The organism is Corynebacterium sp. MSK039 (assembly GCF_030232315.1).
GTDB lineage: Bacteria > Actinomycetota > Actinomycetes > Mycobacteriales > Mycobacteriaceae > Corynebacterium.
This window is the reverse complement of the sequence record NZ_JASPJL010000002.1, coordinates 275,983-295,507: the sequence shown is the minus strand read 5'-3', so window position 1 is coordinate 295,507 and position 19,525 is coordinate 275,983. Positions and strand designations below refer to the sequence as shown.

Annotated in this window: 14 protein-coding genes and 1 tRNA gene; 5 read left to right on the top strand and 10 right to left on the bottom strand. The window is 66.5% G+C overall.

All coding sequences use genetic code 11. The annotated features are described in order from the left end of the window. Positions 1 to 9 precede the first annotated feature (9 nt). Entirely contained in the window at positions 10 to 687 is a 678-nt protein-coding gene (mobA, locus tag QP997_RS02955) for a molybdenum cofactor guanylyltransferase (protein WP_284846159.1), read from the top strand. 77 nt (positions 688 to 764) lie between these two features. Here the strand turns inward: mobA and QP997_RS02950 are convergent, their stop codons facing one another. Both QP997_RS02950 and QP997_RS02945 read right to left on the bottom strand, forming a co-directional pair. Next, positions 765 to 1,019: a MoaD/ThiS family protein gene (locus QP997_RS02950; RefSeq protein WP_070760896.1), complete on the bottom strand. Its 255-nt coding sequence runs from the start codon at positions 1,017 to 1,019 to the stop codon at positions 765 to 767. Positions 1,020 to 1,047: 28 nt separating this feature from the next. After that, positions 1,048 to 1,593 (bottom strand): molybdopterin-binding protein, encoded by a 546-nt coding sequence (locus QP997_RS02945; RefSeq protein WP_148812476.1) that lies wholly within the window; start codon positions 1,591 to 1,593, stop codon positions 1,048 to 1,050. A 173-nt stretch (positions 1,594 to 1,766) separates the two neighbouring features. On the opposite strand from QP997_RS02945, the gene QP997_RS02940 reads away from it, so the two are divergent. Next, positions 1,767 to 2,819 (top strand): ThiF family adenylyltransferase, encoded by a 1,053-nt coding sequence (locus QP997_RS02940; RefSeq protein WP_284846158.1) that lies wholly within the window; start codon positions 1,767 to 1,769, stop codon positions 2,817 to 2,819. 15 nt (positions 2,820 to 2,834) lie between these two features. Here the strand turns inward: QP997_RS02940 and thrB are convergent, their stop codons facing one another. From thrB to argS, 4 genes are all read right to left on the bottom strand, one after another. Beyond that, positions 2,835 to 3,755, bottom strand: coding sequence for a homoserine kinase (gene thrB / locus QP997_RS02935; protein WP_148812480.1), 921 nt, complete (start codon positions 3,753 to 3,755; stop codon positions 2,835 to 2,837). Between the two features lie 5 nt (positions 3,756 to 3,760). Further along, the gene (locus tag QP997_RS02930) at positions 3,761 to 5,101 is read right to left on the bottom strand and encodes a homoserine dehydrogenase (RefSeq protein WP_070760904.1); all 1,341 of its coding nucleotides are present in this window, start codon (positions 5,099 to 5,101) and stop codon (positions 3,761 to 3,763) included. 182 nt (positions 5,102 to 5,283) lie between these two features. Then, entirely contained in the window at positions 5,284 to 6,672 is a 1,389-nt protein-coding gene (lysA, locus tag QP997_RS02925; protein ID WP_284846157.1) for a diaminopimelate decarboxylase, read from the bottom strand. Between the two features lie 12 nt (positions 6,673 to 6,684). Beyond that, the gene (argS, locus tag QP997_RS02920; protein WP_284846156.1) at positions 6,685 to 8,349 is read right to left on the bottom strand and encodes an arginine--tRNA ligase; all 1,665 of its coding nucleotides are present in this window, start codon (positions 8,347 to 8,349) and stop codon (positions 6,685 to 6,687) included. Between the two features lie 123 nt (positions 8,350 to 8,472). Here argS and QP997_RS02915 point away from each other — a divergent pair. Continuing rightward, positions 8,473 to 8,545: transfer RNA gene (locus QP997_RS02915), tRNA-Arg, on the top strand. Between the two features lie 64 nt (positions 8,546 to 8,609). On the opposite strand, the gene QP997_RS02910 is transcribed toward QP997_RS02915, so the two are convergent. Genes QP997_RS02910 through QP997_RS02895 form a run of 4 tightly spaced genes read right to left on the bottom strand, consistent with a single transcriptional unit; the run spans position 8,610 to position 16,907 of the window. After that, positions 8,610 to 11,504, bottom strand: a complete 2,895-nt coding sequence (locus tag QP997_RS02910; RefSeq protein WP_284846155.1) for an AAA family ATPase — start codon at positions 11,502 to 11,504, stop codon at positions 8,610 to 8,612. Positions 11,505 to 11,516: 12 nt separating this feature from the next. Then, positions 11,517 to 12,785, bottom strand: coding sequence for a metallophosphoesterase family protein (locus QP997_RS02905; RefSeq protein ID WP_148812486.1), 1,269 nt, complete (start codon positions 12,783 to 12,785; stop codon positions 11,517 to 11,519). Between the two features lie 13 nt (positions 12,786 to 12,798). Then, complete coding sequence (locus tag QP997_RS02900) at positions 12,799 to 13,731, bottom strand: SWIM zinc finger family protein (RefSeq protein ID WP_148812488.1); 933 nt, start codon at positions 13,729 to 13,731, stop codon at positions 12,799 to 12,801. Next, positions 13,728 to 16,907: a DEAD/DEAH box helicase gene (locus QP997_RS02895; protein ID WP_284846154.1), complete on the bottom strand. Its 3,180-nt coding sequence runs from the start codon at positions 16,905 to 16,907 to the stop codon at positions 13,728 to 13,730. The genes QP997_RS02900 and QP997_RS02895 overlap by 4 nt, the downstream gene beginning before the upstream one ends. 260 nt (positions 16,908 to 17,167) lie before the next feature. Between QP997_RS02895 and putP the strand changes: the two genes are divergently transcribed. Then, positions 17,168 to 18,742 (top strand): sodium/proline symporter PutP, encoded by a 1,575-nt coding sequence (gene putP, locus QP997_RS02890; protein ID WP_070760917.1) that lies wholly within the window; start codon positions 17,168 to 17,170, stop codon positions 18,740 to 18,742. 184 nt (positions 18,743 to 18,926) lie between these two features. Beyond that, positions 18,927 to 19,481 carry an HNH endonuclease family protein gene (locus tag QP997_RS02885; protein ID WP_284846153.1) on the top strand — a complete coding sequence of 185 codons (555 nt, stop codon included), beginning with the start codon at positions 18,927 to 18,929 and terminating at the stop codon, positions 19,479 to 19,481. Positions 19,482 to 19,525: the final 44 nt, after the last annotated feature.

The window sequence follows — 19,525 nt, the reverse complement described above, 5'->3', positions numbered from 1 at the left end:
GGTTCGAACATGTCGCGCCCTAGAAGCAACAGCGAGCCCACGACCGTGAGCCCCAGCGCACCGGCACCGTCCCCCGGCGCGCCGGCACCATCCCCGGAATGCGTCTTCGCCAACCTCGGCATCGTGGTGCTGGCGGGCGGGAAGTCCACCCGCATGGGCGCCGATAAGGCCCAGGTCAAAGTGGACGGGCGCAGGCTCATCGACCGGCTGTGGGGGTCTCTGCCACCCAATTGTCCGCGGGTGGCTGTGGCACCTCAGAACCTGGGGGTGCCGACGGTCAGCGAAAGCCCTCCCTTCGGCGGACCGGTGGCGGGTATCGCGGCGGGGCTGCGGGAGCTGGATACCGAATGGGTGGCGGTGTTAGCCGTCGATGCCCCCGGCTCCGCCATGCTCCTGCCCCGGCTCGCCGAGGGCATCGGCGAGGCGGACTGCGCTGTGGTGGTCAACGCCGCGGGCTTCGACGAGCCGCTGTGTGCGCTCTGGCGCCGGGCCAGCCTGCTCACCGCGATAGCGCAAACCGGGGAACGCGACGTACCTGCCGGTGCCCTGCTGCGGGCCGCTCGGCAGGTGGTGCGGGTGCCGGGAACAGGCGCGGAGCGGGACTTCGATACCCCGGCGCAACTCGCGGAGCTAGGTGACGTCGAACTGGGTGACCAAGCTGAGTTGGGCGACACCGGACTTGGGTGACGTCCTACTGGTCTGAGACCGAGCTGGGCTCATCCACGCGGCCGGGCGCGGCCGAAAGCGAGCCGCCGAAAAAGACCCTATCCCCCGGCGAAAGGTGGCAGGACGTCCACGCGCTGCGCCCCGGCGAGCCCGGTCGCGCGCTCGGCCCGCTGGCCGTCCACGAGGAAGGTGCAGCGTTCCAGGATGTCGGCGAGGCTCAGGCCAGAGTCCGTGCGTCCGGTGTGCCGCGCTGCCGCATCGTCGAGCAGCTCGCCGAGGGTGTCGAAGGCCTCAGCGGGTTCCTCGCTGACTCCGGTGGCGGCGCGGGCGGCGGCGAAATAGTGGATACGCATGCGCTCCATGCTAGCCCGTCCCCGGGCGCTATCGGATCCAGCCCGAAATGCTGGGCCAGACAGCCAGGATGACCTTCAGGCAGTCCCGCATGCCGCCCGAGGACGAGGAGGCATTGACCACGAGTGTGCCGCCCGGCTCCCGAGAGCTCAGACCGATCACGCCACGCGACATCGAAGCCTTGGGCGTGTTCTTCAGCCCCTCCACGAGCACCTGGGTTTCCACAGTCTCCAGCCGGGTAGAGATGACCTTGAGGGTTTCCTCCGGGGTGAGGTTCCGCGGCCCCAGCCCCGTTCCGCCGCAGGTCAGCAACAGCGCCACCCCATCAGCGATTCCCTGCTCGAGCTCGCGCCGGATGGGCTCGGCCCCCTCGGGCACGACGATGAGGTCGGTGACGGTGAACCCGGCTTCCTGCAGCATCGCCGCGGCGTCCTGCCCAATGGTGTTCTCCCGCTCCCCGCCGGCGATGCGGTCGGAGACGACGACGATCTTCGCGCTCTGGCGCGGAGCCGGATTGTCGCGCGGGGCCGTGCTCTCGCGCGGAGCCGTGTTGTCGTGTGGGGTTGTACCGCTCATCTGTGCTCCTCATCTGCTGTTCGGCGCCGCCCGCAGAGACCACAAGAAACACCGTTTTCTGCCGGGCTGCCCTGGGCTACCGGATCCCATTTTAGGGCTACAGTGGGAGGTCGCCTGCGGGGTACGAATCCTCGCGACATTCGGCCGCACGTTAACCCCAAGGAGCATGAAGATTGTCCTCGCACTCCGTCGACGCTGCGGGCTCGCCGAGCACCAGCGAACGCTATAGCCGCCAGGTCACCCTCATGGGCCCGGAGGCCCAGGAGAAGCTGGCTGCCTCGCGGGTCGCGGTGATCGGAGCCGGTGGGCTGGGCTCCCCCGCGCTGCTGTACCTCGCCGCGGCGGGCATCGGTCACATCACGCTCATCGACGACGACACCGTGGAGCTATCCAACCTGCACCGCCAGGTGATCCACAGCTCTGCGGCTGCCGCTAACGGCGAGTCCAAGGCCCACTCCGCCCGCGCGCGGCTGACAGAGCTCAACCCCGATGTTCACATCGAGCCAGTTGTCGAGCGGCTGACCTGGGAGAACGCGCTGAGGGTCCTGGAGGGCGCGGACCTCGTCCTCGACGGGACGGATAACTTCGACACCCGGCACGTGGCCAGTCACGCGGCCGCCCGGCTGGGGATCCCGCACGTCTGGGCCTCGATCCTGGGCTATCAGGCGCAGCTATCGGTGTTCTGGGCAGGCCACGGGCCGATCTACGAGGACCTCTTCCCCACCCCGCCCGCGCCGGGCGCGGTGCCCTCCTGCTCGCAGGCGGGTGTCTTGGGGCCGCTGGTGGGCATCGTGGGCTCGGCGATGGCCCTGGAGGCCATCAAGTTCATCACGGGCGTGGGCCGCCCGCTGGTCGGCCGGCTCGCCTACTACGACAGCCTGACCGCTAGCTGGGAGGAGATCCCGGTGGCAGCCAACCCGGAGGTCACCGAGCAGGTGCGCACGGGCACTCCCCCGCATGGTCCGGTGGAGGTCACCGAGATTCCGCCCGGGAGCACGGTCATCGATGTGCGAGAGCCCAGGGAGTTTGCGGAATTCCACCTACCCGAGGCGATCAATGTGCCGCTGGCCGCGATCTTGGGCGGCTACACCCCGCCGGAGGTGGAAAACGGGGCGGTCGTGGTCTGCGCGCGCGGGGCTCGTTCCGCCCACGCGGTGGATGCGCTGGAGCGACGCGGCGTCACGGGGCTAGCCAGCCTGCGCGGCGGGCTGACCCGCTTCCGCTAGTTCGCGGTCAGCCGCTTAGGCGTCCTCGACGGTCACCGGCCCGGCCACCGTCAGTTCTTCGACGCGGATGCCACGATCGCGGGCCTCCTGCAGGAGTGCCTCCTCCACCGGCTCGGTGGACAACACCAGCACGGTCGGACCCGCCCCGGAGAGGAACGCCGGGTAGCCCTGGTTGCGCAGGCGGTTGACCCACTCGGAGGAGATCGGCAGCACCTCGGCGCGGAATGGCTGGTGCATCCGGTCCCGGGTACCCTCCCACAGCAGGCTCGGGTCCTTGGACAGAGCAACAAGCAGCACGCCGGTGCGGGACACGTTGAAGCGGGCGTCCAGGTGCGGAATATCGCTCGGCAACACGCGACGCACAGCCTCGGTGGAGGCGTGGGAATTCGGAATCAGCGCGGTGGCGCGGATATCCGGGTGCACCGTGACCGGGGCGGCGTGGTACGTCGGCTCGGTGCCGTCGACCGGGATGTTCGTCCAGGACACGACGGCGCTGCCGAGGACGGAGGCCGCGACGTTATCCGGGTGGCCCTCGAAGGTCGAGGCAAGCTGGATGATCGTGTCCGTGTCTAGGACGTCCCCGGCCAGCGCATTGGCCGCCACCACGCCCGAGACCGCGGCGGCGGCAGAGGAACCCAGGCCGCGGGACTGCGGGATGGAGTTATTGCAGCGCACCCGCAGGCCACGGGCAATGACGTCCGCCTTCTTCAGCCCGGCGCGGATGGCGCGGACGACCAGGTGTCGCTCGTCCAGCGGCACCTCGCCCTGCCCCTCGCCGGTGACCTCCACCTCGAGGCCGGAGTCGATGACCTCGACCTCGACGTGGTCGTAGATGCTCAAGGCCAGACCCAGCGAGTCGAATCCGGGGCCCAGGTTCGCGGAAGAACCCGGAACCTTGACCCGAACCTTGCGGCCGACGGGGATCTCAGTCGCCATTGCTGTTACTTACCTTCCATACGGATGACGGAGTGGACCTCGCGGACGGCGTCGAGCTCGTTGAGCGTGGCGACCGTCTCCTCCAGGTCCTTCTCGGTGGCGCTGTGGGTCACGACGACGAGGCGGGCGCCCAGGTCGTCCTTGTTCTCCTGGCGCACCGTCTTCAGGGAGACGTTGTGCTTAGAGAAGGCGTTGGAGATCTCGGCGAGCACGCCCACACGATCCTCCACCAGCATGTCAACGTGGTACCGGGTCACGACGTCTCCAAAATCAGCGATCGGAAGGGCGGCGTAGGTGGACTCGCGCGGACCGCGGCCACCATGAATGATGTTGCGGGCCACGGCGACGACGTCACCGAGGACGGCGGAGGCGGTCGGGCCACCGCCGGCGCCGTTGCCGTAGAACATCAGGCGACCGGCAGACTCGGCCTCGACGAAGATGGCGTTATAGGACTCGGAGACGCTGGCCAGCGGGTGGGACAGCGGGACGAGAGCCGGGTAGACGCGGGCGGAGACACCTGGGGTGCCGTCGGCCTGGGTGACGCGGTCGCACAGGGCGAGCAGTTTGATGGTGCAGCCTGCGGCGCGGGCGGCCTCGATGTCCTGGGTGGTGATGTTGCGGATTCCCTCAGTGTGGACATCCTCGCTGGAGACGCGGGAGTGGAAGGCCAGGGATGCCAGGATCGCGGCCTTGGAGGCGGCGTCGTGACCATCGACGTCTGCGGTCGGGTCAGCCTCGGCGTAGCCCAGCTCGGTGGCCTCGGCGAGCATCTCGTCGTAGCTGGCGCCGCGCTCGTACATTGCGTCGAGGATGAAGTTGGTGGTGCCGTTGACGATGCCCATGACGGATTCGATCTTGTCGCCAGCCAGGGAGCGCAGCAGCGGGCCGACGACCGGGATGGCCGCGGCGACGGCTGCCTCGAAGAAGAGGTCAGCGCCGGTGGACTCGGCGGCCTCGGAGAGCTCGCCGGAGTGGGCGGCGATGAGGGCCTTGTTCGCGGTGACCACGGACTTGCCGGCCTTCAGGGCCGCGTTGACGACCTGGCGTGGGTAGTCGATGCCGCCGATGACCTCGATCACGAGGTCGATGTCGTCGCGCTGCACCAGGGAGAGCGCGTCGTCCGTCAGCAGCTCGGGGTCGACTCCCTCGCGCGGGCGGGACAGGTCGGAGACCGCGACGCCGCGGACCTCCAGCGGCCCGCCGATGCGGGCGGCGAACTCGTCGGCACGTTCGTTGAGCAGTCGGTAAACCTCAGCACCGACTGTGCCCATGCCCAGCAGTGCAACACCAATGGTGGCGTCGAGTCCTTTACCCGGGCGGATGGTGGGCGCCGATGCGTCAGTCATGAGTTTTCTCCCAATGTTGTTGTTGGTTTTGTGCTCGCCTTTGGTGGCGTCGGTTAGCCATTCTAGCGAGCAGCAGAATGCCAAGTTGTGTATCGCTTAGGTCAGAGGTTAACCCACCTAGACCAAGCTGTCTAGTTTTATGTTTTGCGGGTGTGCCCCAGCGTTGCCGGGGCAGACCTTCCCTAGCCCTCGAGGGCCAAAATATCCTCCAGCCGCTCCCGGCGAATCATTACCCGGTCCTGGCCATCCGCCACGGTAATCACCGGCGGGCGCAGGAACATGTTGTAGCGGGAGGACATCGAGTAGCAGTACGCCCCCGTCGCCGCGATGGCCAACAGGTCGCCCGGCGCGACGTCGTCGGGAACCGGGACATCGTTGATCAGAATGTCGCCGGACTCGCAGTGGGAGCCGACGATGCGGGTCGGGACCAGCGTGCCAGCGACCTCGCGATTGACCACCCGGACGTCGTACTCCGCCTGGTAGAGGGCCGGACGGATGTTGTCGCTCATCCCGCCGTCGACGGAGATGTACCGGCGCACAGTGTGGTCGCTGGTCTCGACGTCCTTGACGGTGCCGACCCGGTAAATGGTCACCATGGCCGGGCCTGCGATCGCGCGCCCCGGCTCGACGTTGACGATCGGGGTCGGAACACCGACCTCCTCGGCCACCTCGGCGACCTTCGCGAGCAGGTTGCGTGCCACGGGGGCCACGTCAAGCGCCTCCTGGTCCGGGGTATACGCGATGCCATAGCCGCCGCCCAGGTCGAGGACGTTGAAATCCGCCCCCGTGGCTTCGTGGGATAGCAGCTGCTTCCACAGGCCCAGCAGGCGCTCGGCGGCGAGCACGAAGCCGTCGGCATCGAACACCTGGGAACCGACGTGGCAGTGCAGGCCGCGCAGGACCAGGCCATCGGCGGCGAGGCACTCCTCCGCTGCCTGCTTGGCCTTCCCGGAGGCCAGGGAGAAGCCGAACTTCTGGTCCTCGTGGGAGGTCGCGATGAACTCGTGGGTATCGACGTGCACGCCCGGGGTCACGCGCACCAGGACGTCCTGGGTGGTGCCCAGCTCGCGGGCCACGCGGGAGAGCTCGGCGATCTCCTGGAGCGAGTCGATGACGATGAGCTCCACGCCCGCCTCGACGGCGGCGCGCAGGAACTCTTCATTCTTGTTATTGCCGTGCACCGTGATGCGCTCGGCCGGGAAGTCGGCATGCAGGGCGATACGCAGCTCGCCGAGGCTCGCGACGTCCAGGCTCAGCCCTTCCTCGGCCACCCAGCGGCACACGGCCGTGGAGATGAAGGCCTTGGAGGCGTAGTGCACCCGCTCTCCCCCGCCGAAGGCCTCAGCCATCTCCCGGCAGCGGGAGCGGAAGTCGGCCTCGTCCATGACGAAGCTCGGGGTGCCGTGTGTGGCGGCGAGCTCGGGCAGGCTCACGCCGCCGATCGCCACCTCCCCGTTCTCTGCCCGGCGCGTGGTGCGTGGGAAGACGTGAGCCGGGATGAGGTTGAATTCCTCGGTGGTGGCGGTGCGCCGGCGTAGTGGTGTGGGTTGTTGTGCTGTGACCGGATCCATGCGGGTGTAGCCTTACATCCTTTCTGGTGCGGACACGCCGACCAGGCTCAGTGCGTTCTCCAGTACCTGGCGGGTGGCGGCGGCCAGGGCCAGGCGGGCGTGGAAGATCGGGGCTGCGTCCGCACCGGTCGGCTCGTCGGCCTTCGGCAGCACCTGGCAGGCGTCGTAGAAGCGGTGGAAATCCCCGGCCAGCTTCTCCGCGTAGTGGGCGATGCGGTGCGGTTCGCGCAGCTCAGCGGCCGTGCGGACCACCTTCGGGAACTCGCCCAGGGAACGGATCAGCGTGCCCTCGCGGTCGTGGGTCAGCAGCGAGAGATCGGCGCCGCCAAAGTCCACGCCCTGTTCGTCTGCCTTGCGCTGCAGGGAGCACAGGCGGGCGTGGGCGTACTGGACGTAGAACACCGGGTTCTCGTTGCTCTGGGAGGCCCACAGGTCCATGTCGATGTCCAGGGAGGAGTCCACCGAGGAGCGGATCAGCGCGTAGCGTGCCGCGTCCACGCCGATGGCCTCGACCAGGTCGTCGAGGGTGATGATGGTGCCGGCGCGCTTGGACATGCGCACGGCCTCGCCGTCGCGGACGAGGTTGACCATCTGGCCGATCATGACCTCCACCTGCTTCGGGTCGTACCCCAGTGCCGCTGCGGCGGCCTGCAGGCGTGCGATGTAGCCGTGGTGGTCCGCGCCCAGCATGTAGATGCACAGGTCGTGGCCGCGATTGATCTTGTCCGCGATGTAGGCGATGTCGCCGGCGATGTAGGCGGCGTTGCCGTCGGACTTGATGACGACGCGGTCCTTGTCGTCGCCGAAGTCGCTGGAGCGCAGCCACCAGGCACCGTCGGCTTCGTAGAGGTTGCCGTTGGACTTCAGCTCCTCGATGGCCTTATCCACCGCGCCGGATTCGAAGAGGGAGTTCTCGTGGAAGAAGACGTCGAACTCGGTGCCGAACTGCTTCAGCGTGGTCTTGATGTGGTCGAACATCAGCTCCACGCCCTGGGCGCGGAAGAGCTCCTGGGCATCCGCGTTGGAGAGCTCGCCCCAGGTCGGGTTCGCTTCGGCGACCTGGGCGGCGATGTCCTGGATGTACTGGCCACCGTAGCCGTCCTCCGGGGTGGGCTCGTTGCGCGCGGCAGCGAGCAGGGACTTCGCGAAGCGGTCGATCTGGCCGCCGTGGTCATTGAAGTAGTACTCGCGAGTCACCTCGCCACCCTGGGCGGCCAGCAGGCGGCCGAGCGAGTCGCCGACGGCGGCCCATCGGGTACCACCCAGGTGAATCGGACCGGTGGGGTTAGCAGAGACGAATTCCAGGTTGATCTTCGTGCCCTTGTAGGCATCTCCGCGGCCGAAGTCCTGGCCAGCGGCGAGAATGTTCTCCACGATCTTGCCCTGCGCGGCAGCGGCCAGGCGAATGTTGATGAATCCAGGGCCGGCGACGCTGGCCTCGTCGATCTCCGGGCTGGCGGCCAGCTTCTCAGCGAGCCACGTGCCCAGCTCGCGGGGGTTGGTTCCCGCCTTCTTGGCGGTCTGCATGGCGACGTTGGTGGCGTAGTCGCCATGCTCTGGGTTGCGCGGGCGCTCGACCGTCGGGTTATCGGGGACGACGGAGGCGTCCAGGCCACGCTCGGTGAGGACCTCGCGGGCGATGCGTGCAATGAATTCGGAAAGTTCTGCTGGAGTCACGACTAAAGACTTTATCAGCACGTAATGCGGGTTCGTCGCCCCCATCCGTCTGCGCGGGGCGCGCTGGCCGGTGGGGTGTTTTTGCCTCCCCTTGCACCCAGGGTGCTAGACTACCGATCTGATGCCTCCGTAGCTCAGGGGATAGAGCACTGGTTTCCGGTACCAGCGGTCGGACGTTCGAATCGTCTCGGGGGCACGTTTTATTGCCCGGGTGGCGGCGCACACAGTGCGCCCCACCTGGGCTTTTCATGCCGCAGGGGCTATTCCCCGCCGCGGCGCAGCTGAACCATGTCCACCTGCTTGGCGCCCACCACGCGGGAGAAGCGCTGCGCATCGCAGGTCAGCACGATGATCTGGTGCTGCTCGCCCAGTTGGGAGAGCACCACGTTCATGTCCCTGCTGCGCTGCGGGTCGCTGTAACCGAGGCTGTCGTCGATAATGATCGGCACTCCCCCGCCCCGGGCCACCAGCGATGCCACCGCGAGACGGGAAAGCAGATTGATCTGCTCCCTCGCGCCACCAGACAGGGAGGACACGTCGAGGGCCACGCCGTCGTCAATGCGGCGGCTGACCTGCAGGTCCTCGTCGAACTCGAACTGGACGCCCGGACCGTAGATGGTGCGAGCAAGGACGTGGAAGGCCTCGGACAGCGGGCGGGAGTAGCGACCCCGTAGCTCGGCACGAGCCTCATTCATCGTCTCCCACAGAAGCTGGGCGGCCTCCGCTCGGGCAGTGACGGCAGCTAGGGCGCGGGCGGCCCGTTCCGCCTCGGCTGCCGCTTCACGCTTGGCCTCCGCAGCGCCTTCGCGGCCAGCCAACTCGGTGCGCAGGCGGACGAGCTCCTGGCCGCGTTGCGTGGCGTTTTTCTGCAGCACCCCGAGGCCCGCCTTCTCACCGTTAAGGAGGCCCTCAAGCTGCTCGGCGGTGGCGGCGGACTCGTATTTCTCCTTCTCCTTATCCCGAATCGCGGCAGCCTCCACCAACGCGCTGTTCTGCACGGCGACGGCCTCCGCCAGCTGCTCGTCGCTGGCCTCTTCGCGCTGCTGCGCCAACTCGTCTTCTGCGGCCGCGAGCTGCTGCGCCTGCTGCGTAGCATTGAGTTCTGCCAGCTTGTGCTCCTGGAGGATCTGCGAGTGCTCCGTCGCATCCTTGGCCTGCTGAGCTGCGGTGTACCGCGCCTCGCTGCGCTCGAGGAACAGTTGTGCTGTTTCCAGATCGACCACGAGCCCCGCAAGCTCGCCGTTGTGCCCTGGGGCCTGCTCCCCCGCAGTCCGGGCCTCAGCGACCTGCGGCTCTGTGTCCTCCGTCGCTTCTCGCGACGAGTCCCGCGTTAACCGCGCGAGCTGTTCTTCCAGCTCGGGTTCAAGGCCGAATTCCTCGGCCCGCTCTGCATTCCCGCCCAGCTCCCGCCAGATATTGGCCGCGGCGCGAGCCCGGTCGGATAGCTTCTCACCTGCGGCGACCAGCTCCCGGCTGGACTGCTCCACACTGAACTGCAGGTCCTGGGAGCTGACGCCCCCGGTGATCCCGCGCAGCTCCAGCTGTGCCTCGTCGCGATCGTTTTCCAGGGCGCGCCGTTGCTGGGCCAGCCGGTGAGCGGCCTTCGTGTCCCCGTCCTCGATGCCGAGGGCCTTCGATGCCTGGGCGACCTGCTCCCGAGCACGGCTCACCGCGGTCTCCGTCTCGCTGGTGTCGCGGGCCGGAGTGACCGCAACGCGGTAGTCCCCGAGTGCGAACTGACGCGGGGAGCTCACCAGGGTGCGGTACCCCTCCGCCGTGAGTTCGACATCCTCCTCGCCGTCGCGCACCGTGCCAGCGGGACCGGTGATCTTCACTTCGGTGGCGATTGCCTCCTGCTGCGCGGTGGCCACGGCAAGCTGGGTGTTGGCGCTACTCAGCGCGTCCAGGGCCTGCTGGGTCGCCGGATTCTCCGCGAGCTTATTCTCAAGCTCCCGCAGCCTCTCCAGCGTCTTTTCTGCCTCCGCTGCGCGCTCGGCGACGTTCTTGTGGCTCTTCTCCGCCTCGCGATATTCGGCGCCCGCCTGCGCCCACGCAACGTAGCCTCGTGCGAATCGCTGCTGCTCGGCAGCGCTGGAGTATTCCGCTTTCAGCTTCCGCTGTTCTTCCTCGACCTTGGCCGCCTTCGTGGCGAGCTCATCGCGCCGCTCTTGTTCCTTCTCGAGCTCGGCTCGCTTGCCAGTCACCGCTTCAACCTGCTTCTTCCGCGCGTCATGGCGGTACTTCGCTAGATCGAGTGCCTGGTGCGCGTTCTTGACTTCGCGTTCGAAGCCCCGGAGTTTTTCCTGTGCCGCCCGGGCGGTCTGCAATTGTTCCTCGAGTTCCTCGACGGCCCGCTTCGCCTCGGGCAGCTCCGCCGCAGCCTGGCGCTCTTCCTCTTCCAGTTCCGTGATCGCCCGGATCTGCCGCTGTGCTCCGTCATAGATGTCGGTGGCTTCTGCTAGGGCCTGTTCTGCGGCCTCGCGCTCGTCACGGGCCTTCTGCAGCTCACCATTCTTCTTCACAGCCCCCTTGGCGGTGAAATAGCGATCGTATTCCTTCTCGATCGCCGCGAGCAGTTCCGCGGCCGTGGCGTCCACCTCGTGGCCGGTATCGGCCTCCGCGCTCTGGTCACTCTGTGCCGCCAGAACGGTGCTGAGGGATTGGATTCGGCCAGCGGAGAAAGCCTCCAGGCTCGCGCCCTGCTCCACTGTCAGCGCATCCAGCAGCGTGCGGTCCACCGTCTCGTTGAGGATCTCCGCGAAACGTTCCTCAGCCTCCCGGTCCACCAGGTTCTCCACAGCGGGCGCCGAGACATCGAGTGTGGCCGCGTGCCGGCCGGTGCCGAAGCTCTTCTCGATCCGCAGCCGGTAAGCCCCAATGCTCATCTCCGCGGCGACCGTGGGCTTGCCATTGCTGCCCACCGGCTTGAGCGCCATGACCTCCTGCTTGCGGGTCTTGGTGTTCACGCTCGTGTTGAGCAGGAGCTTCATGGCCGTGAGCAGGGTCGATTTTCCGGATTCGTTGCGCCCGTGCACCACGGTGACCCCGGAATCCGCCAGGTCGAGGTCGACGTGCGGCACTCCCGCGAAGTCGTCCAAGGTCAGGCGGTGGATGGCCAGGCCGGCCCCGGCGTTGTGCTGCTGTGAGTTAGTCATTGTCCTCGTCACCTAGCTTTCCTTGACCTGCACGCTGGCGGCCAAGCGGTAAAGGAGCTTCAGGGCATCCGTGGCTTGATCTCGAGTTCCTTGGGCCTGACGCTGGTCCTCGGCGAGTGCGAGCAGCTTCTCCATCGCGATTTCTGGGTAGCCCCGCAGCTGGAGGGCCCCACGCAGCTCCGACAGTTCCGGGGACACGTGCAGATCCATCAGCCGGGTGCGCTCGTAGAGCGCAGCGAAGCGAGGGCGCTGCTCAGCCAGCGCGGTCTCCAACCGGATGTCTGTCATCAGGTCGATGCTCCCCCGCAGCGCGTACTTGACCACGGTCGATCGCGGCTGCGGCAGGCTGGCCAGCTTCGCCAGGAAGTCCTCGGCGTCCTCTGGGGAGTTGATGTCCTCCGTCATCGCCAGGAAACGCCACTGGCCGATCTCAACCTGCTCCACTGCAACGGTCGCGGGCGCAGCCGGGTTCTCCGGGTCGATGCCGACCTCCACGACCAGCGCCTTACCCGAGTTGGACTCGCCACCGCCGTCGGGCTCCTTGAAGTCGGTGACCTCCGGAGCGCCGGAGTACCACACCACGCCACGGTCATCGAGGGGCATCGCGGAGTGCGTGTCCCCCAGGGCCACGTAGTCGACGACGCGCTGCCGGACGAGCTCGCTGAGCCGGGCGACGTCGATCACCGACGGATCCGCGACACTGTCCCGCGACTCCGTGTGCCCGTGACCAACCGCGATGCGGATTGTATTCCCTGCCGGCGACAAGTCTGCAAGCGCCCGGTACACCAGATCCTCGCTGGCCACCTTGCTCAGCAGCGGCGCGCCGATGATCTCCACGCCCTCGCGCAGTGGCCTTGGGGTCGAGTCCCGCAGGACAGTCACCTTCCCGCCATTGTCTGGGGACAGCTGCTGCAGGCTCGGCTGGTGGTAAATGCTCGCCGGGTTGAGCGGATCGTGATTGCCCGGCAGCAGGTAGACCGGAACCGGGGCGTTGCGCAGCACATCGAGGATCCGCGTCCAGGTCTTTTCCGCCAGGAGGTTGTCGTCGAAAACATCCCCGGCGACGACGATGGCCTCACACTTCCGGTCGGCAGCCACTGCGAAGAGCTTCTCCACGGCTGCCAGCCGCGCCTCGTCGAAGAGCCGCTGGTTATCCTCGCCGAGGAAGCGCCGCCCCATCCCGATCTGCCAATCGGAGGTGTGCAGGAAGCGCACCGAATGCGCACCCACGCCGGTATCGCGTGGCCGGGAAGACGCCGTTGTCAGCTGTGCATCGCTCATGTTCTTCACCTTGTCACTTCATCCTCGTGCCCGTCACCGGGCGGGCCCACGGGGTGGGGTCGAAACGCCCGGAGTCATCGGTGATCATCTCCAGGCACAATTCCAGTTCGTGCATCGTTTGCAGTTGATCAACGCTGGTCCAGCTCAGGCTGCGCAGAGCCCGCATCAAGGCATCGCGATCCCCGAGCTCCAGCCCGCTTTCCACGGGCGGCGCCGACCAGCTCACCCGGCGTTCCTCCGAGCCCCAGAACTCCGCCTGGTCGAGCACCTCCGGGGCCTGTTGGGCGGAGCCTCCCGAGTTCGGCTGGGTTGAACTGCTCTCCTGCTCCCCGGCGTGGCTGAGCTGGACGCTGCGCAGCGCCTCGGCTGCTTCGACCCCACGCCACTGCAGGATGGCTGCGGGATCGTGGTTAAAGGTATCCGCCAGCTGATAGGCCACGGCGACCGCGTGTTTACACACCGGCGCCCCATCCGGGCACGTGCAGCCCTCGAAGCGGATCTGGTCGGGCCGCAGCAGCATCGCGGCGAGATCCGTCGGGGGCGCGTCCCCGCGGATGATGGTGCGCAGGAGCGCTGGGTCGGCGGCGACCTCCGCGGCGATGAAGTCCCTTCTCTTCGCACTCAGCGCCGCCACCTTGATCACCACCTCAAAGGGCTGTGGTTGGGTGCCGGCGACTAACGCCACCACCGTGTTGGTGCTCAGCTCCATGCTCTGGACGTGGCCGCCCCAGTGATAATCCCGGCCTCGCTCCAGCCGACCGCGGTCGGTGGCGCCAGCGACGGCTTCCAGCAGCTGCGCCCCGGCCCAGCTTTCTGGGCCCAGCGGATCGGCAGGAATGGGAATCGACGGGCGCGGGGTGACTGCCTCCGCACGGCGGCGGGCCCCGAAATCCGCGAGGATGACGTTGCCTTCCCAGGTGGTCCGAGGAGTGTTCTTCCTACTCATCTGCTGCCTCCATCCGACTGGTTATCCGCTCCGGGAACCTTGGTAGCCACAGATGTAGCATCCGCAGCAGACACGTCCGAGGACTCTCGTAGCTGCCAGAGCTCGGCCAGGTCCTCGTCGCTCAGGCTCGCGATCCAGCCTTCGCCTTCACCCACAACGGCTCCCGCGAGGTCCCGCTTGCCGGTGATGATCTCATGGATGCGTTCGTCGAGGGTGCCCGCCGAGACAAATTTATACACATCGACGTCACGTTCCTGACCGATGCGATAGGCGCGGTCCGTCGCCTGGTCCTCCACCGCCGGATTCCACCAGCGGTCGATGTGAATCACCACGGAAGCCCTGGTCAGGGTGATTCCAGTACCTCCGGCGCGCACCGAAAGCAGCATGACCCCCGGACCGGTATCGCGCTGGAACTGCGCCACCAGCTCTGTGCGCCGCGACCTGCTCACTGAACCGTCGAGCTGAAGCACGGGCATCCCGTACTCGGCCTCGATCGCGGGTGCCAGCATCCGACCAAAGGAAGGGAACTGCGTGAATAGAAGCACCTTCTTGCCCTCCGCCACGGCCTGGCCGATGAGCTCGAAAATCCTTTCGATCTTCGGCGAGCGGTGCTTCCCGCCACGCAGGATCCCCGAGCCATCTCCCGCGAAGTGCGCGGGGTGGTTGCAGATCTGCTTGATCTTGACCAGGGAGGCCAGGATCAGGCCACGGCGGCTGGCAGATCCCTGCTCCAGGGCCTCCTCGACCTGCGCGATATAGGCCTGGTAGAGGCTTGCCTGTTCGGCGGACAGTGGCACGGTTTCCACGTGTTCCCGCTTTTCGGGCAGCGCCACCCCCACTGCAGGGTCTGTTTTGAGACGCCGGAGGATGAAAGGCTCCACGATCCGCTTGAGACGTTCGGTTGCGCCGACGTCCTGATAACGCTCGATGGGGATAGCAAGGCGGTTCTGGAACGCGGCGGCCGAGCCCAGAATCCCCGGATTCGCGAAGTCCATGAGGGCATAGAGGTCGGAGAGCCGGTTTTCGACCGGCGTGCCCGTGAGCGCAATGTGGTGATTGGCGGGGATCCCGCGCACGGCCTGGGACTGCTTCGTCGCGGGATTCTTGATGTTCTGCGCCTCGTCGGCGACCACGCGGCGCCACCGAATCTTCTGATAGCGCTCCGGGTTGCGGGCGACCGTCCCGTAGCTGGTGACGACGAGGTCCGCCTGTCGGGCATGCTCCGGGAACTCGGCGTCGGTCACCTTCCCGGCCCCGTGATCCACCAGCACGGAGAAGCCGTGGATGTGACGGGTGGCCTCCGATTGCCAGGCAGCCAGCACGGAGGTGGGCGCGACCACCAGGGTCGGTTCCATAGCTTCCGGGCCTGTGCCCTCCTCCGATGCATTCTCTTTTTCCCAGGCCAGCAGGGCCAGCACCTGCAGGGTCTTCCCCAGCCCCATGTCATCGGCAAGGATCGCCCCCAGGCCGTGCTCCGCCATCCACGCCAACCAGTTCACACCGCGGCGCTGGTGTTCGCGCAATTCGGTCAGCACCGTCGCTGGCAGCTCCACCTGCCGGGCGGGCGCGACCACGTTCTCACGGTCGAAGAGCTGACGCACCCAGCCGTCCATATCCACCCGGATGTTGTGGTCCGGGTCATCGCCCCCGTGAGCCTCGGCGGTGGCCTCCGCCTCCAGCAGCTCCGCCAGCGTGACCTCGCTGAGCTCCGCCGCGTCCTTCTCCGCCGCGTCCGTGAGCGCGCTGAGCCACCCTCGGGCCTTGCTCAGCGAGCTCTTGTCCAGGAAGACAAACTGCCCGTTGACCTGCACGATCTGGCGGGCAGAGCTGATGAGTTCCAGCTTGTCCGACTCCCCAACCGGGGTGCCGTCCACCGAGAGGTTCCATTCGAAGTCCAGGAGCTGGTCCATCCCGAGCTTCCCGGAACCCGGCCCGGAGCCCACCGCCTGAAATGTGGCCCCCACCTGCGTGGTCTTCGGTGCCCAAGCCCGTGGGATCATGACGGGAAAACCCGCCTCCTGCAGTCGACTAGCCTTGGTGTCCAGCAAATCCGCCACGTCGTCGAGGTCCACGCTGAACGCCAGCTGGCGGTCGAGGGCGGGGTCCCCGGTATAGGCAGCTTCCGGTGGGACCCAGCGGCCCACGGTTGCCCACCGGTCGACGGGGCCTAGGTGCCTTCCCAAGCGCGGCCATACCTTCGCCGCCTGGTGTAGCCGCTGCTGGATCTTGCGCGCCTGCTCATTGCCGGTGGTCGTGGTGTTGACCGGTTCGGCGGGTGCCCCGTCCACCGACAGTCCCACCTCCAGCCGCCAGGTGAATTGCTTCGCCGCATCATCGGCTGCCTGGTCCTGCTCGCGTTCCCGGTTGGCGGTGGAGCGGTCTTCCGCCAGGGACGACGACGCCACCGGCTCCCCAAGCTCCCTGGCATCAGCCGGATCCGTGAGCCGGAAGACCAGCTGGGTGGCTGCATCCCTAGCGCTGCTGCGCCACTCGTTGAGCGCGCTGACGGTGGCGGGTCCCGCCTTCGCGGTGGCCCGCCCGGCGAGGAGGTCGGTGACCAGCGGGCTGTGCAGCTCCTCGTAGTCCGGCGGCTGCGCGCGATCGGAGATCAGGCTCACGGCCATCCAATGCGCCCAGTCGTCGGCAGCATCCCCCACCATGTCCCCGTTGCCGTTGCGCGCCAGGACTCCGGGGAGTTGCGCCCGGAACTCATTGAGCACCGCGGAATGCTCCCCGGCGGTAGCCAGGGTGAAGCGAGGGTGCCACTGCTGATCCTGCCGCTCCATCCGAACCATGACCCGCCCTGCCTTCACGGTGGCTTCCACGTATTCGAATAGATCGATAAGGAAGATCACCTCGGGGCCCAGGCCCTCGCGAACCTCGGGATCGGTGGCGATCCGGCGCAGCTGCTCCATCAGCGCGATGGATTGTTCTGGCACCCACGCCGCAGTGGGGATAGCGAGGATGGTGGGCTTACCGCTCGGGGTGGAGACGAGCACCTGGCCTCGGGAGCGCAGCGGTTTAGCAGCCAGCACGGCGCGCAGCTCTGCGGGCCACTGCCCGTCGGGGATGTCCTCGGCGCGCATGACGATCTGGCGGCCGGCCACCTTTTCGGCCCACAGCTGCACGCCGCCCCCGGCGGGCACGAGCGCGTGCAGCAGAAAAGCATATCCCATAGTTATAAGGGTCTACCATGCCCCGCGGACACACCGAATCGGCGCACGTAGACTGCCCATTTTCCTCTCATTAAAGCCCAGCAACACGGCATTCTTTCGGTCTTTTTTCAGGATTTTGGCAGAAAAGCGTTGAGAATTCTGGCATCATGGCCATGCTCAAGTTTTAAATATTGACTTCGACTAACCATTCGGCCGGCTCTTCATCGGCCCCGGGTGGTCTTTCAGGAAGTCTCGACCCTACAAAGAAAGAGACATTCTGTATGACAGACCAAGCATGGTTCGTCACAGCAATGGTGATCTATCTGATCGCCATGATGTTCATTGGACTCCTCGGTTATAAGCAGACCGACGAGTACGAGGACTACATGCTGGGCGGCAGAAACCTTAACCCGTTCGTCGCAGCCCTGTCCGCTGGCGCCTCCGATATGTCCGGCTGGCTGCTGATGGGCCTTCCCGCCGCGATCTTCGTATCCGGCTTCTCTGAGCTCTGGGTGGCCATCGGCCTGCTGCTCGGTTGCGCACTCAACTGGTGGTTCACCGCACCACGCCTGCGCGCCTACACCGAGATCGCGGACAACTCCATCACCGTGCCGAGCTTCCTGGAGAACCGCTTCGAGGACAAGTCCCACGTGCTTCGCGTGGTCGCTGGCCTCGTGATCCTGCTGTTCTTCACCTTCTACGTGGCGTCCGGCATGGTCGCCGGTGGTCGCTACTTCGAGTCCACCTTTGACTCCTCTTACGCCGTCGGCATCGCCGTGATCGCCGGTGTGACCGTGATCTACACCTTCGTCGGTGGCTTCCTCGCTGTGTCCTACACGGACGCGGTGCAGGGCTGCATCATGTTCATCTCCCTGATCCTGGTGCCGATCTTCGCGGTTCTGCACATGGAGGACCCGAGCGCCATCTTCAGCTTCCAGACGGAGAACGCCTACGCTGCCTCCGGCCTGGAGCCGAACCCGAACTGGTTCTCCCTGGTCAACGGCGTGGGCTTCGTGACCATCATCTCTGGTCTGGCCTGGGGCCTGGGCTACTTCGGCCAGCCGCACATCATCGTGCGCTTCATGGCGCTGCGTACCCCGCGGTCTGCTCGCAAGGGCATGTTCTACGGCGTGACCTGGATGGGTCTGTCCATGATCGGTACCGTCTTCGTGGCGATCATCGGCCCGGCATTCTTCACCGAGAACCCGGACATCAAGATCGTCGACCAGATCAACTTCGAGACGATCTTCCTGGACATGGGCCAGATCCTGTTCCACCCGCTGATCGCTGGTCTGGTACTCACCGCAGTGCTGGCGGCCATCATGTCCACGATTTCTTCCCAGCTGCTGGTGGTCTCCTCCGCACTGATCGAGGACATCTACAAGGGCCTGTTCAACAAGAACGCTTCCGATCGCCTGCTGCAGGTTCTTTCCCGCTTCGCAGTTCTCGTCGTCGCCCTGCTGGCGGTGTTCATCGCGGCCAAGCCGGATTCCGGCGTGCTGAGCCTGGTCGAGTTCGCGTGGGCCGGCTTCGGTTCCGCATTCGGCCCGGTCATCATCGCCTCCCTGTACTGGCGTCGCCTGAACGCCCCGGGCGCGATCGCCGGCCTGGCTGCCGGTGCGATCGTCAGCTTCCTGTGGGGCGGCCTGGCTAACTTCGGCATCGCCGATAAGCCGTTCGGCCTCTACGAGATGATCCCGGGCGTGCTGGCCAACGTGGTCTTCATGGTCGGCGTGACCCTGATGACCAAGGAGCCTTCCGCGAAGGTTCTGGATGAGTTCGACAAGTCCATCGAGCTGAGCAACAAGGCCGATCGCCTCACCGAGAAGGAGTTCGTGGAGGAGGCCGCTAAGTAGCCCCTCCCCTCCCTGCGGAAAATTTTTCCGCAACCTCGGGAACCAAACGTCGCCTCGCGTTGTCTAAGACAACATGGGGCGACGTTTCTTTTTCTCTCTAGTCTTTCTCTCCGCCGTGGCTGGTCTGTTGTTTTTCACGACGTCGGTTCCGGTGCCAACTGGTTGGTTGCCTGGGGGCCGCTCTGTGGATCAGCGCGCGCAGGAGCTGGCCCGCCAGGCCCTGGCGCGGGTGGAGGTCGTGCCCCAGCGGATCCGAGTGGTGGGCTACGACCGCACCCGGTTTCTGCAGGGCTGGGCGCACAGCATCGCACCTGATGGCAGTTATTGCTCGACCCGTGAGCTGGTGCTGAACCTGAACTTCCCCACCGAACCCGCCAGCCCCTGCCCGCGGGCCACCGGCGAGGCATCCGATGAGTACTCCGCCGAACCGGTACGCCCGCAGGGCACGGATATCGACCACATTGTTCCACTCGCCGCGGCCTGGGATTTGGGGGCACACGCCTGGACAGCAGAGAAGCGTCATCGCTTCGCCAATGACTGGCACTACAACCTGGCGGTCACCGCCTCGGAGCTGAACCGGGAGAAGTCTGATGCGACGCTGGAGGCCTGGTTGCCGCCCAACCCTGCGGCCCGCTGCCCCTACGTGGCCCGGTACCTCGTGGTTGCGGCACGCTACGGGCTGGCGATCACCACCGGCGATGCTGCCGTGGCCCGGGAGGCCTGCCAGCTACCTCGCTGACCGGGGAGTTTGTGACTAGTCACGATTTTTTTGACAGAGTAGTT